The sequence below is a fragment of the Methylomonas lenta genome (genome assembly GCF_001644015.1).
GTDB classification, from domain to species: Bacteria; Pseudomonadota; Gammaproteobacteria; order Methylococcales; family Methylomonadaceae; genus Methylomonas; species Methylomonas lenta.
Window position 1 is genome coordinate 1 of record NZ_LUUI01000137.1, and the last position, 13,747, is coordinate 13,747.

A 13,747-nucleotide genomic window follows, 5' to 3' on the forward strand; every position below is an offset into this window, starting at 1 on the left:
TTCTTAACTTAATGGCAGTGATGCGCCGCGTGGGAACGAGGAAAAATCTGTCAAAGGGACGCTATTCACTTAAACGCCCATACAGCTTACCTGTTCCACATCTTGTACATATGCCACAGTGCATTTATACTTGCACAACAAATCGTACAAGTGAGACATAAAAATGCGTATAGTTTCATTTTCTGAGGCCAGAAATAGCTTGAAATCAGTGCTGGACCAAGTGGTTAACGATGCCGATTGTACAGTGATTACCCGCCGGGACAGCGAGGATGCGGTAGTCATGTCGCTGGATTACTACAATAGCCTGATGGAAACCGTTTACTTGTTGAAGTCTCCGGCCAATGCGGAACATCTGATGAAGTCCATCGAGCAATACAAGGAGGGTAAGACTCAAGAAAGAGACATAATGGATGAGTAGAAACCTAGCCTGGACGGACTTTGCTTGGTCCGATTATCTGTATTGGCAAAGCCAAGATAAAAAGACCTTGAAACGAATCAACAAGCTCATCATGGAAGTGCTACGCACGCCGTTTGAGGGTATCGGCAAGCCCGAGCCGTTGAAGGAAAATTTATCCGGCTTTTGGTCGAGAAGGATTGATGATACCCATAGACTGGTTTATGCCGTCACAGACACCCATGTCACCGTCATAGCCTGCAGATATCACTATGGCTGAAAAGATGCGCTGGGCAACGTGATGCGCATCATTCTCAAGCGACGCCAACCTTCCCTGTTCAACCCATTACCCAATCCTCAAATCAACCTTAACCCCGGCGGCAAAGCTTCGCCGAATATCTGTTTCTCCTGGCTTTCGTCCAATTGTTTAAATTCGGCGACCATCTCCTGCCAGGATACGGCGGCTTTGGTTTGTTTGAGTTTTTCCAGCACCTTTAGGCGCAAATCGTCGTCAATATCGCGCGCTCTGTCGTCGCAGCGGCGGGCCAGTAGGGTAGCGGCGAAGCCGGCTTGCGGCTGTTTCTTCCAATCTGCTTTTAGCAGTTGCGCCAGCCAGTCTGCGGCGATAGCCGGCGCGATCACGTCGTGGTTGTTGCCGTGGAACAATATCCGCCCGCCGATCCGGCCCAGCGCCCACCAGCTGGAATCCGGTTCGCCGGCTTTTTCCAGGCGTTTCAGCAGCCAGCCGCCCAGCTGGATTTTGTCGGCAACCGGCAAGCGTTCCAGCGCCGCCGCCAGCCTTACCATGTCTTCGTAACCGCGCATCGCCAATTGCTTGGCTACCCCGGCCTGACGGGCGGCGGCCGGATTGATGAATTTGGCGATGTCTTTAAAAATGCGTTGCTGCGCTTCGGTGTTTAAACCGCCAGCCACTCGCCGCCACAGTGTCCACCATTCGGTCCAATTCTGCTTTTCGTTGACGAACTGCAGACCTTCCGGATACAGCTTCCACAGTTGTTCGACCCGCCAATCGTCCAGCGGATAACCGAAACCGGGCCGCAAGCAAAAACCGCTTAAACTCAGCCACAAGCGTTCATGCTGCTCACTACGACGGCGGTATTTGCCGCCTTCCAGCAATGCGCCGAACAGTTCCCGCAATACCGGCGTCGGCCAATCACCGCGCGGTGCGGCCAGGATTTTTTCCAGATCGGCACGCAAGGTTTTAACGGCCTGCGGATCTATTTGTTTGGATTTGGCACCAAACACAGCCTGAATTTTCTCCAAAGCCTGAGGCAATTGACTGGGCAATTCTGTACTGACAGCAGTCGCTGCTTTTTTGCGAATCTGAAACTCCACGTCCCAACGCTGCCGATCATCCGCTACCGATACGCATTGCAATTGCAAGGTGCCAACTTCGCTGTAGGTCGCCAGTAATTGCACGGCCACTTCGACTTTTTCCTGGCCTTCAAACGCCACCGCCAGCGGCGGCAGACTATGAAAACGCTCCTCATCGATATCGACAATCTCACCTGGCTGATAATTGCCATCACCGCTGCTGGACAACAAATGAAACCGCACCGGCTGCCCCACCCGCAAAGCAAATTGTCTATCGTTCAATAAAACTTCCTGGCCTTCTTCGCTACCTTTTGGCAGGATGCAGACGCCGCGTCGAATTTGTTTATCGCCGTCATCCACCAATAAAAAGTAACTGCGGGCCGCACCGCCGCCAATCTTGATTTTCTTATCCAGTCTAGCAATGGCATAGCTCACCGCGCCATAAGCCACGGCTAATTCCGGATGCTGATTATTCAGCAGCAAAGGCGGCTTGCCAGCGCGCCAGCGACTCAACAACTCGATTATCCGCTGAACCAGTGCAGGACTACGAAACACGCCACCGTTCAGCAATAAAGCATCCGGTGCAATAGACTCGTCAGCCAAGGCGGTTTTGGCCGCTTGGGCATGCAAATGCAAAAATGCCGCTATATGTTTGCTGATGGCCGGTTCTGCCGCGTAGGGCAAACCAAACTCCACCACCCCACTACGTTTTTTATCCGGCAACTCCTGCAGAGTCGACAACGGTAAAAAACCATCCAAAGCAATTTGCCGAACCTCTTCTCCCGTTATAGATGTACTACGACTGCCACCAATTAATTTGGACCCGCCACCCAATAAAGTAATCGGCAATTGCTGCGGCGCATCGTCTGCCAACAAGCGTTCTTTGGCGATGCGGCATTGCTCGAGTAATTGCGACAAATCGGCAGTACTGAGTTTTTTATCGCCGACCCGCAGTCGACTTTCTGCCAAATGCGCCAGCGCCAGATCGATATTGTCGCCACCCAGCATTAAATGATCACCGACACCGATACGGGTCAGTTTTGGTTCGTCATCACCCCGCTCGATTTTAATCAAGGTTAAATCGGTGGTGCCACCGCCGACATCGCAGACTAATAATAAGCGGCTGTCACCCAAGCTGGGTTTGATGCTACCGGCATGCCGTCTCAGCCAGTCGTAACAAACCGCCTGTGGTTCTTCTAATAAACGCACATCCTGTAGACCAGCCATTTTGGCCGCTTCCAGTGTCAACGAGCGGGCCGACTCGTCAAACGAAGCAGGCACGGTAATCACCACTTGCTGCTTATTCAATGGGGCATCTATGAAATGCTGCTCCCAGACCGTACGCACATGTCTTAAATAACTGGCGCTGGCTTCTAATGGCGAGACTTTAAACACCGACTCGTCGCTACCCCACGGCAAGATCGCCGCCGTGTGATCAACGGCAGTATGCGACAACCAACTTTTGGCACTGGTCACTAAGCGACCATGCGACTTGGCGCCTAGCAAACGTGCCGCCTCACCAAGTACCGCGCCATCTTGCTGGGTTAAAAACCCGGCATCAGCACTTAATTCGCCATCTGCCGGGTGATAGCGCACCGAAGGCAATAAAGGTCGCGCAGCCACTTCACCGAGTGCAATCAGTTGTGGAATTTCAAATAAATGTATTTGTTTGTTGGGGTCGTTGACAGCGGCATAAGCCACGACGGTATGAGTGGTGCCGAGGTCTATACCGACCAGATAGTGCGAGGTTGATTTATTCACGGAGATTTTACAAGCATGCTTAAAATGCAGTCATTGAACACCGCCTTTAACCTACAATGCAACAACTGCTTGCTGTCGAAAGATTTTACACCTTTATTTTGACGACAATGACTTAAACGCCCGTCAATCGGGCGAGTTTTAGAATTGGTAAAGATTGATTGTCAGAAAAACTTTCAGTCTATTTGGAAAATTCCGGCCAAAGTGTCGGTTTTTTTTACAGCCGCATTTATTACACTAACCCTTCAAAACCCTATCTGTTTGAAATTAACTGAATAACGAGAATATGGCGTGAATATAGCCTGGTTTAAATACCGACCTTACTGAGTTACAATTAAACTAAATTCAAGACACTTTACCCCATTGCATTTTGAAAAATCTTTAAGGAGTTTTCATGAAATTACAAAAAAAACTAGGCATTGCATTGATTGCATATGCGCTAAGCGCCAATTTCGCCTCAGCCGCTAGCGAAACCGAAGGGAATAACGACTTTGCATCCCGGAATATTTTTGCACCCGGCACCTTTGTGGTGGATGGTGAATTAACCCCCTTATACGACCTATCCTCATTAACGCCTGATTTCACCTATCAAGATACACTTTCAGCCAACCAGGTACTTTCATTTTCTGAATCAGGCTTATCATCTGGCACGCCTTTTTTCGCTGCCATTGACAATACTGCTAGCGGTGTAGATACCAGGCTAGGAGTATTCGATGAAACCAATTTTCAGCTCGATGACAATGATGATGGTAGCCCACTGGGAAATGGGCTCGGCAGCCTTATAGGCAATCAGGTTAATAATGACCAGTCCATTAACCTTAAAGTAACAGGTTATAATGATTACAATTTTGATGGCTCCCATACCCTAGCCGGGGACTTTACATTAAACATTTACCTGGGCTTTGATGCAATTGGTGAAGTCGATTATCTTAGCTTTACAGGTTTAACACCGGGGGCTCAAATGAAAGCAGAAATCACCTCTGCCGATTTTGATACCACACTGGGCTTATTTGACGATACTGGAAACTTGATCGATTGGGATGATGATGGTGGCCAAGATGCGCTATCGTTGTTAATAGCAACAGTATCCAGCAATGGCGAACTTAACTTCGCGATTAGTGGCTATCCTGACTTTAACTTCGCATCCGGATCAAATAACCAATTCGGCCAATATCAGCTTACATTAACCGCAGTCCCTGTTCCTGCAGCTGTGTGGTTATTTGGCAGCGGATTACTTGGCCTGATTGGTTTAGGCAATCGAAATCGTCGTAATGCATAATCAGTAAAGCATTATCACTATAAAGCCGCTCAAACCCAAAGGGGTGAGCGGCTTTTTTGTGCCTTGAATCTTTTTGTGCCTTGAATCATAGATAATTTATTGTAACTGGTCGGCGTTTATAAAAAGCACCAAGCCAAGCTTGTCATTTCAACCATAGCGACGGTCCTGCCGTAGCCGGCGCTTGATTATCGGCAATTCCCTTGGTTAATTTACGAATGCTGTTTTTGGCGATAACCTAAATTTAAGTCAAAAAACCGTCATCATTCGAATTACCTTTGCAGCCGATTCCGCCTTGCTGCCATCGGATCCTGTAATAAGGGCCGGTAAATTTCCACCCTATCTCCATCCAAAAGCGGCTTATCTAGCTTGCATACCGCACCGAAGATACCGATCTTTTGTGTAGCTAAATCAATTTCTGGAAACTGCTGCACTATGCCCGAGATGCCGATTGCCTGTTCAGCTGTACTCTCGGCAGGTATTAAAACAGGGATAATAACTTGCTGATCCGGCCCGGCATAAGCCACTTCCACGCTGATGAATTCAGCTGCCATAAATAGCTTTGGCGCGCTGGGTAAACGAACTCACCATGGTATTGCAAATCTGATTAAAAACCGGACCAAAGGCCAAACTGGCTAATTTGCCGGCAATTTCAAATTCTAGATCCAGAGATATTTTGCTGGCATCTTCGCGTAAAGGCATGAAACTCCAAAAGCCTTCCAGCGATTTAAACGGCCCATCCAGCAAACTGATTTGAATTCTTCCGCCACGATCCAATCGGTTACGGGTGGCAAAGGATTTATGAAAGCCAGCTTTGGCAATTTGAATCTCGCCTTCGACAATATCGTCTTCCCGGCGCAACACACGACTACCACTACACCAAGGTAAAAACTGCGGATAAGATTCGATGTCATCGACCAAGTCAAACATCTGCTGCGCAGAAAATTTTACCAGAGCGCTTTTTTGTACCACTGAGATCATTAAAGAACTCCCAGGACATGTAAAAACACCAAAAACACCGCTACAGGCGCCAGGTATTTGATTAAAAATTGCCAGACCTGAAAGCCTTGACTTGGAATCTCCAGCTCTTGTTCGACATCAGCGGTTTTCATCATCCAACCGGCAAAGATAGCTATCGCCATGCCACCTAGCGGCAACATCAAGTTAGCAGTCAGGTAATCTAAAAGCTGGAACAGGTTTTTATCAAACAACTTTAGATCAGACCAGATATTGAACGAAAACACCACACCCACACCCAATGCCCAACAAGCAGTTCCAGACCAAACGCAGGCTTGATGACGCTGGATATTTTTATTTTCCACCAACCAGGCTACCGCAGGCTCGATTAAAGAAATGGATGAAGACAGCGCGGCAAAAAACAACAACACAAAAAACAGCAAACCAAACAACCAGCCGCCACCCATATGCCCAAATGCCAATGGCAAAGTTTGAAAAATCAATCCAGGACCGGCGCCGGTTTCTAAATTATTGGCGAATACCAGAGGGAAGATGGCAATGCCGGCGAGTAAGGCAACGATGGTGTCTGCGCCAGCAATGTAAAAAGTGGTTTTAGCAATGGATACATGGCCAGGCAGATACGAACCATAGACCATGATTGCCCCCATACCCAAGCTCAGGGTAAAAAACGCGTGCCCCATGGCGGTGAGCACAGCATCAGCGTCAATTTTACTGAAATCAGGATCGAATAAAAATGTCATGGCTTGCTGATAGCCGCCGGAAGTCATGGCATAACCCACTAGAAAAATCAGGATGACAAATAAAGTAGGTATCAAAAAGCGTACAGCTTTTTCCAGTCCGCCTTGTACGCCGCGCATCACCAATTGCATAGTTATCAGCATAAAAGCAGTGTGCCAGAAAATTTGTTGTACTGGACTAGCCATCAGGTTTTCGAACAGTCGCTGAATTTCTTCGGCGCTGCTGTTCATGAAGCTGCCAAAAAAGGCCTTGACGATATAAGCCATGGCCCAGCCGGCAATCACGCTGTAGTAAGCCAGAATTAAAAAGCCGGCAACCATACCCATCCAGCCTAAATATTGCCAGCGTGGGTCAGCACCTGCTTCTGTAGCCAAGTCCTGCATGGTATTGATAGGACTTTTCCGGCCGCGGCGACCTAGCATGATTTCTGCAATCATAATGGGCACCCCCAAAGCGGCAACGCATAATAAATACACCATTACGAAAGCGCCACCTCCGTTTTCGCCGGCAATATAGGGGAATTTCCAGATATTACCGAGTCCGACAGCCGAACCGGTTGCGGCCAGAATAAATGCAAAGCGTGACGACCATTGGCCGTGAATGGATTGAGTTTTGTCCGTCATAATGCTGAGCTCTGTTATTTTCGTTATTTTGTGGGCGGGTCGGTTAAAATAGCAAAAATATTGTATTCAGTCAGTCTAAAAAAATCGACGTAACCTTATGACAGCTAAAAAATCCAAAAAGGATAGCAAGAAAACCGACAATACCATTGCCGTTAATCGGCAGGCTTCGCATGAATATTTCATCGAGGAACAGTTCGAAGCCGGTCTGGTTTTGGAAGGATGGGAAGTCAAAAGCTTGCGCGATGGGCGTATCCAGCTAAAAGAAAGCTATGTCGACATCAGACGCGGCGAAGCTTGGCTATGCGGTGCGCACGTGTCACCGATGTTATCGGCTTCCACTCACGTTAACCCAGACGCTATCCGCCGCAAAAAATTATTGCTACATAAGCGCGAACTCAGCCGATTAATCGGTTCTGTGGAACGCAAAGGTTTTACCTTGATTCCACTATCGATGTACTGGATTAGAGGACGGGCCAAGTTAAAAATAGGCTTGGCCAAAGGCAAAAAACTACACGACAAACGTGCGACGGCCAAAGATAAAGATTGGCAACGTGAAAAAGCCCGCGTGATGAAACATGCTTAACGCCATGCACGGTTCATTAGGCTTGCTGGATGCGGATAAAAGCGTCTTGCTGGTGATTGATATCCAAACACGTTTGTTGGCGGGTATGCCGGCAGCTACTGCTCAAATAATGCTGGATAACTCAGTCAAATTATTGCAAGCCGCCGAGCAGTTGAATATACCTACATTATTGACCGAACAATACCCCAAAGGCCTGGGACCAACTGCAGAAATCATTAAGCTAGCCTTACCCGACATAACGCAACAATTTGAAAAAACATCATTTTCATGCTTTGGCTGTGATGAATTCAAGCAAAAACTGATCACCTGCGGCCGTAGACAAGTTGTCATCATCGGGCAAGAAACGCATGTTTGTGTATTGCAAACGGCATTCGATTTACTACGACAAGGCCTGCAGGTATTTGTGGTCGAGGATGCTGTCTGCACACGTCAAGAGTCACATAAAATCAATGCACTTAGCAGAATGCAACAGGCAGGTATTGGCATTATTACTTATGAATCAGTGCTGTTTGAATGGTTACGCGATGCTCGACACCCACATTTCAAAGCTATTTCTGCTCTAGTGCGATAGAACTTATGACAAATCCATACTCATCATTTTTAGTCAGCGGGATTTGCTTACTGGCTTTATTTGGCTGTAGCGAACCCAAAATCACAAAATTTGAAGGCATAACTCAGGGAACCAGCTATCACATTAGCTATTGGTCGCCTAATCCGCTGGACGGCAAAACCATTCAGACAGAAGTGAATGCCCGCCTTGCCAGCATTGACAAAACCTTTTCCAATTATCGGTCGGATTCGGTCATCGAAAGTTTCAACAATAATCCCATTAATGACAGCCAATGGGTAGGCGATGAAATTGTTGCCTTGTTCAACATAGCGCGAGATGTCAGCCAGGCTAGTCAAGGTTGTTACGACTTAACCATTAAGCCGTTATTTGACCTATGGGGGTTTCAGGGCGAATCATTGACTATACCTGATGCAGCAACCTTACAAGCAGCGCTGGCTAGTATTGGCCAAGATAAAGTCTCAGTGATTGATGACACGCATTTGCAGAAACCCGCCAACATTCGAGTCGATGTGTCTTCGGTTGCGCAAGGCTACAGCGTGGAAAAAATCAGCCAGTTATTGGAACAACACGACATACATAACTATTTGGTCGAAATCGGCGGCGAGCTGAAAACCGATGGCCATAAGCCGGATGGAACAGCATGGCGTATTGCGGTAGAAAAGCCTTTGCCCGGCGAACAACACTTATTAAAAATCCTGACTTTACCCAAAGATAAGCCGATGGCCGTAATGACGTCGGGAACTTATCGCCACTACTTCGATGTCAATGGACAACGCTATAGCCATATTCTGGATGCTCGCACAGGCAAACCAGTAACCCATGATTTAGTGGCTGTAACCGTGTTGCATGACAATCCCACTATTGCAGATGCTTGGTCAACTGCCTTGCTGTGTTTAGGGCAGCAACAAGGGATGCAAATTGCCGATGCCGCACAAATCAAGGCCTTGTTCATTCAACAACAAGGTAAAGAATTATTAGAAACCAAATCGCAAGCGCTGCAATCTAGCGGATTGTCGATTGAATAAGCCATATCCGATAGCTATTTAGTACTTCGGTAAAAGCAAATTAAAGGGGGGGGGATAATGTTTGATTTAAGCAATAATTTACAGTTTTCCGTGCATGGCGGCGCAGATTCTGCAGGCGGGTTTGCCGGGGCTGTGGCAGACTTTTTAAGTTTTATCGAAAATTTGTTAGCCTTATCGCCTGGAGAGATGTTTGCCAACGTGATGCCTGGCATTGCCGGCTTAGATAATTTACACCCGCTGTTTGTACATTTTCCCATCGCCTTGTTGTCGCTGTTTTTTTTACTGGATTTGCTAGGCAGTATTGCCAACAAAATAGAATGGCGTAAAACGGCCAGCTGGTTTTTATACTCCGGAGCGATATTTGCCGCAATGACAGTAGCCGCCGGCCTGATTGCGGCCGATTCAGTGGCGCATGGCGGTGATGTGCATCAGATCATGGAAAATCATGAACATTTAGGGATTGCAGTGCTTTTGTTGGCAGTAACACTCTCGGGCTGGCGTTTACTGGCTAAAAACCAGATTAGCGGCGGCGCCAATACTTTGTATTTAATTTTTGCAGCCATTTTGGCCGGCTTGCTGCTATTTACCGCTGATTTGGGTGGCTTGATGGTTTATGGCTATGGTGTCGGGGTCAAACCAGTCGCTGAATTGAATAAAGCGGCGGCAGCCTTGCACGAACACGGCGAACAAACCGAGATACATGAGCAGAATCAGGCTACCGAAAGCCCCACATCCCCAACAGAACATCATCATAATCATATGCACTAATTTAAATGCCTGATTATGCTATTTGTGCCTTTTTTTTTGCTGTGATTGAACATGACGTTTCCCGCTTGTGTGGTATTCTAGCCGACCTTTTTGATGAGGCGATTTATGCGTACCCGCGTTAAAATCTGTGGCTTTACCCGATCTGAGGATTTGTTGGCGGCAGTTCATCTTGGCGTGGATGCAATAGGCTTAGTATTTTACCCGTCCAGCCCGCGTAATGTATCGATAGCGCACGCGGCTGAGATGGTAAAAAACTTGCCGGCTTTTGTCAGTGTGGTGGCGCTTTTTGTCGATGCCGAGGCAGATTGGATTCGGGCTGTATTAAGCCAAGTCAATGTCGACTGCCTGCAATTTCATGGCAATGAATCGCCGCAAGATTGTCGGCTGTATGCCAAGCCTTATATTAAGGCGATACGCATGAAACCAGACACCCGTCTTGTAGAGGTTGAACAACACTATAACGATGCAGCGGGGCTACTGTTGGATGCCTATCATCCGGATGCGCAAGGTGGCACTGGTAGTGGTTTTGATTGGGGAATGATTCCGCGAAACAGCAAATTACCGATCATTTTGGCAGGTGGCTTGTCAGCGGAAAACGCAGCACTAGCTGTAAAGCAGGTCAGGCCCTATGCATTAGATGTCAGCAGCGGCGTTGAGAGCGAAAAAGGCATCAAAGATGCGGCAAAAATGGCCGCTTTTATAAGAAAAACTAACCAAGCAATTGAGAACTATGACTGACAAATACCCTCAAGGGCACAAGTACGACATGCCGGATGCACGAGGCCACTTTGGACCTTATGGCGGTATTTTTGTAGCTGAAACGCTGATGCCTGCCATTACCGAGCTTAATGAAGCTTATCAACGTTACTTAAAAGATCCGGAATTTATTGCCGAACTGGATACCGATCTGAGAGATTATGTCGGTCGGCCGTCGCCGCTTTATCATGCTCAGCGCTGGAGTAATGTCCTGGGTGGAGCGCAGATTTATCTAAAGCGGGAAGATCTTAACCATACCGGCGCGCATAAAGTTAACAACACCGTTGGCCAGGCGCTGTTAGCCAAACGCATGGGCAAAACCCGCATTATTGCCGAAACCGGCGCGGGTCAACACGGCGTAGCAACCGCGACAGTTGCCGCCCGCATGGGGCTAGAGTGTGTCGTTTACATGGGCGCAGTAGACGTTGCGCGTCAAGCCCAAAATGTGTATCGCATGCAACTGCTTGGCGCCAAAGTGGTGGCTGTTGAATCCGGCTCCAAAACCCTGAAGGATGCGCTGAATGAAGCGATGCGCGACTGGGTGACTAATATTGATAATACTTTTTATATAATTGGCACCGTTGCGGGCCCGCATCCCTATCCAGCCATGGTACGTGATTTTCAAGCAGTTATTGGCCGCGAAGCCAGGCAACAATGCATAAATCAAGCCGGGCGCTTACCTGATGCATTGGTCGCCTGCGTTGGTGGCGGTTCCAACGCTATCGGTTTGTTTTATCCGTTTATCGACGATCAATCGGTAAAAATGTATGGCGTTGAAGCTGCAGGTGATGGTGTCGAAACCGGTCGCCATTCCGCACCCTTATGTGCCGGTCGTCCCGGTGTGTTACACGGCAATCGAACTTATTTGATGGCTGATGACGATGGCGAAATCATCGAAACCCATTCCATTTCAGCCGGTCTGGATTACCCAGGCGTAGGTCCTGAGCATGCCTGGCTAAAAGACACCGGCCGCGCAGATTACGTCAATATCACCGATGATGAAGCGCTGACAGGTTTTTACGCCTTAACTCGAACGGAAGGGATTATTCCTGCCTTAGAGTCCAGTCATGCTCTGGCTTACACTATGAAATTGGCTCCAACGATGCGTAAAGACCAAATCATTATCGTTAATCTGTCCGGCCGCGGTGACAAAGACATGCACACTATTATGCAGCGCGAGGGGAAAGCGCTATGAGCCGCCTAGCTAATAAATTTGCCGAATTAAAAGCAGCCGGCCGTAAAGCCTTAATTCCGTTTATCACAGCCGGCGATCCTTATCCTGAATTTACCGTGCCTATGCTGCATGAAATGGTAGCTGCAGGAGCCGACATTATCGAGCTGGGTGTACCCTTTTCCGATCCGATGGCCGATGGCCCAGTAATTCAGCGTGCCAGCGAGCGTGCATTGACCCATCGTGTCGGCTTACGTAAAGTCCTCAGCATGGCAAAGGAATTCCGTAAAAAAGATCAGACCACACCTTTGGTGTTGATGGGTTATCTAAACCCTATCGAAATCATGGGCTACGAAGATTTCGCCAATGCGGCGCAGCGCGCCGATGTCGACGGTGTGTTGACAGTGGATCTGCCGCCTGAAGAGGCAGCGGATTGCGTGACTTTGCTGCGCGAAAGAGGCATAGATCAAATCTTTTTGCTGGCCCCCAATAGCGATGCTGAACGTATCCGGAAAATGGATGCCTTTGGAAGTGGCTATTTATACTACGTATCTTTGAAAGGCGTCACCGGTGCAGGCCATTTGAATACTGCCGACGTCAAGCAAAAACTGGAATTAATCCGTGCCAACACCCACTTGCCGGTCGGGGTAGGTTTTGGTGTTAAAGACGCTGAAACTGCGAAAACCGTTGCCAATTTGGCTGATGGCGTGGTGGTAGGCAGTGCCTTGATCAGTAAAATCGAGGCCAACCTGGAGAATCCCGAGCAGGCAAAACACGAGATTATTGCCTTGTTAAAATCCATGCGCACAGCAATGGATAGTTAAGTATTCTAGCGGAGTAGATAGCAAATGAGTTGGTTTGAAAAATTAGTACCTTCCGTCATCAGAACAGATACTGCGGAAAAAAAGACCACTGTGCCTGAAGGTTTGTGGAATAAATGCCCCCGGTGTGATGCGATATTATTCAATGCCGAATTGGTGAAAAACTTTAACGTTTGCCCAAAATGCGATCACCATTTACGTATCAATGCCCGCACCCGGCTGGATTTGTTTCTGGATCAGGGCGACCGATTAGAGATAGGCGCAAATTTAAAACCCAGCGACCCTTTGAAGTTCAAAGACAGTAAACGCTACAAAGACAGAATTAGTCAGGCGCAAAAACAAAGTAACGAAAACGATGCCCTGGTTGTAATGAAAGGCAATCTAAAAGGCCGTGGCATTGTGGCGGCTGCGTTTGATTTTACCTTTATGGGTGGCTCGATGGGTTCTGTCGTAGGCGAACGTTTTGTCCGCGGCGTCAACGAAAGTCTGCAATCGCGCGTCCCCTTCATCGTATTTACTGCCAGCGGTGGCGCCAGAATGCAGGAATCTTTGTTTTCGTTGTTTCAAATGACCAAAACCAGTGCGGCCTTAACCCGCCTGGCCGCTGCCGGCATTCCCTATATTTCCTTTATGACCGACCCTACCATGGGTGGCGTTTCCGCCAGCTTGGCCATGCTGGGTGATATTAATGTGGCCGAACCCGATGCCTTGATCGGCTTTGCCGGCCCGCGGGTTATCGAGCAAACCGTACGGGAAAAATTACCTGAAGGCTTTCAACGAAGTGAATTCCTGCAGGAGCATGGCGCGATCGACATGATTGTCGATCGGCGGGAAATGCGCGATAAAATAGCCAATATTCTTTCCATTCTTTATCCCCATGTACTTAGCATCCCACACATGGCTGAATCGCACATACCAGACGACGAAAGCGAACCTCTGATAATTTAATC

The 13,747-nt window shown here is 48.1% G+C and carries 15 protein-coding genes; 11 read left to right on the top strand and 4 right to left on the bottom strand.

Going from position 1 to position 13,747, the window contains the following annotated elements; genetic code table 11:
- Window positions 1-163 precede the first annotated feature (163 nt).
- Window positions 164-418: a type II toxin-antitoxin system Phd/YefM family antitoxin gene (locus A1359_RS16480; RefSeq protein ID WP_066985643.1), complete on the top strand. Its 255-nt coding sequence runs from the start codon at window positions 164-166 to the stop codon at window positions 416-418.
- Window positions 411-674, top strand: coding sequence for a Txe/YoeB family addiction module toxin (locus A1359_RS16485; RefSeq protein WP_066985646.1), 264 nt, complete (start codon window positions 411-413; stop codon window positions 672-674). The genes A1359_RS16480 and A1359_RS16485 overlap by 8 nt, the downstream gene beginning before the upstream one ends.
- Window positions 675-751: 77 nt before the next feature.
- Here the strand turns inward: A1359_RS16485 and A1359_RS16490 are convergent, their stop codons facing one another.
- A complete protein-coding gene (locus A1359_RS16490) occupies window positions 752-3,490 on the bottom strand; it encodes an Hsp70 family protein (protein ID WP_066985649.1) in 2,739 nt (912 codons plus the stop codon).
- A gap of 391 nt (window positions 3,491-3,881) precedes the next feature.
- Between A1359_RS16490 and A1359_RS16495 the strand changes: the two genes are divergently transcribed.
- Window positions 3,882-4,766, top strand: a complete 885-nt coding sequence (locus A1359_RS16495) for a hypothetical protein (protein ID WP_066985652.1) — start codon at window positions 3,882-3,884, stop codon at window positions 4,764-4,766.
- A gap of 269 nt (window positions 4,767-5,035) precedes the next feature.
- Here A1359_RS16495 and A1359_RS16500 read toward each other — a convergent pair whose 3' ends face one another.
- From A1359_RS16500 to A1359_RS16510, 3 genes are read right to left on the bottom strand one after another with little or no spacing between them, the layout of a single operon-like run.
- Window positions 5,036-5,302, bottom strand: a complete 267-nt coding sequence (locus tag A1359_RS16500) for an RnfH family protein (RefSeq protein WP_198159389.1) — start codon at window positions 5,300-5,302, stop codon at window positions 5,036-5,038.
- A 4-nt stretch (window positions 5,303-5,306) separates the two neighbouring features.
- A complete protein-coding gene (locus tag A1359_RS16505) occupies window positions 5,307-5,741 on the bottom strand; it encodes a type II toxin-antitoxin system RatA family toxin (RefSeq protein ID WP_066985716.1) in 435 nt (144 codons plus the stop codon).
- A gap of 2 nt (window positions 5,742-5,743) precedes the next feature.
- Entirely contained in the window at window positions 5,744-7,102 is a 1,359-nt protein-coding gene (locus A1359_RS16510) for a sodium-dependent transporter (protein WP_066985658.1), read from the bottom strand.
- A 97-nt stretch (window positions 7,103-7,199) separates the two neighbouring features.
- Between A1359_RS16510 and smpB the strand changes: the two genes are divergently transcribed.
- From smpB to accD, 8 genes are all read left to right on the top strand, one after another.
- Entirely contained in the window at window positions 7,200-7,685 is a 486-nt protein-coding gene (smpB, locus tag A1359_RS16515; RefSeq protein ID WP_066985661.1) for an SsrA-binding protein SmpB, read from the top strand.
- A 4-nt stretch (window positions 7,686-7,689) separates the two neighbouring features.
- Window positions 7,690-8,256, top strand: a complete 567-nt coding sequence (locus A1359_RS16520) for an isochorismatase family protein (RefSeq protein ID WP_066985719.1) — start codon at window positions 7,690-7,692, stop codon at window positions 8,254-8,256.
- 5 nt (window positions 8,257-8,261) lie between these two features.
- Window positions 8,262-9,281, top strand: a complete 1,020-nt coding sequence (locus tag A1359_RS16525; protein WP_066985665.1) for an FAD:protein FMN transferase — start codon at window positions 8,262-8,264, stop codon at window positions 9,279-9,281.
- Between the two features lie 57 nt (window positions 9,282-9,338).
- A complete protein-coding gene (locus A1359_RS16530) occupies window positions 9,339-10,049 on the top strand; it encodes a DUF2231 domain-containing protein (protein ID WP_066985668.1) in 711 nt (236 codons plus the stop codon).
- Window positions 10,050-10,154: 105 nt separating this feature from the next.
- Window positions 10,155-10,787: a phosphoribosylanthranilate isomerase gene (locus tag A1359_RS16535; protein WP_066985671.1), complete on the top strand. Its 633-nt coding sequence runs from the start codon at window positions 10,155-10,157 to the stop codon at window positions 10,785-10,787.
- Window positions 10,780-12,000 (top strand): tryptophan synthase subunit beta, encoded by a 1,221-nt coding sequence (gene trpB / locus A1359_RS16540; RefSeq protein WP_066985674.1) that lies wholly within the window; start codon window positions 10,780-10,782, stop codon window positions 11,998-12,000. Before A1359_RS16535 ends, trpB begins: the two co-directional genes overlap by 8 nt.
- A complete protein-coding gene (gene trpA / locus A1359_RS16545) occupies window positions 11,997-12,800 on the top strand; it encodes a tryptophan synthase subunit alpha (protein WP_066985675.1) in 804 nt (267 codons plus the stop codon). Before trpB ends, trpA begins: the two co-directional genes overlap by 4 nt.
- A gap of 24 nt (window positions 12,801-12,824) precedes the next feature.
- Window positions 12,825-13,745 carry an acetyl-CoA carboxylase, carboxyltransferase subunit beta gene (gene accD / locus A1359_RS16550; protein ID WP_066985678.1) on the top strand — a complete coding sequence of 307 codons (921 nt, stop codon included), beginning with the start codon at window positions 12,825-12,827 and terminating at the stop codon, window positions 13,743-13,745.
- Window positions 13,746-13,747: the final 2 nt, after the last annotated feature.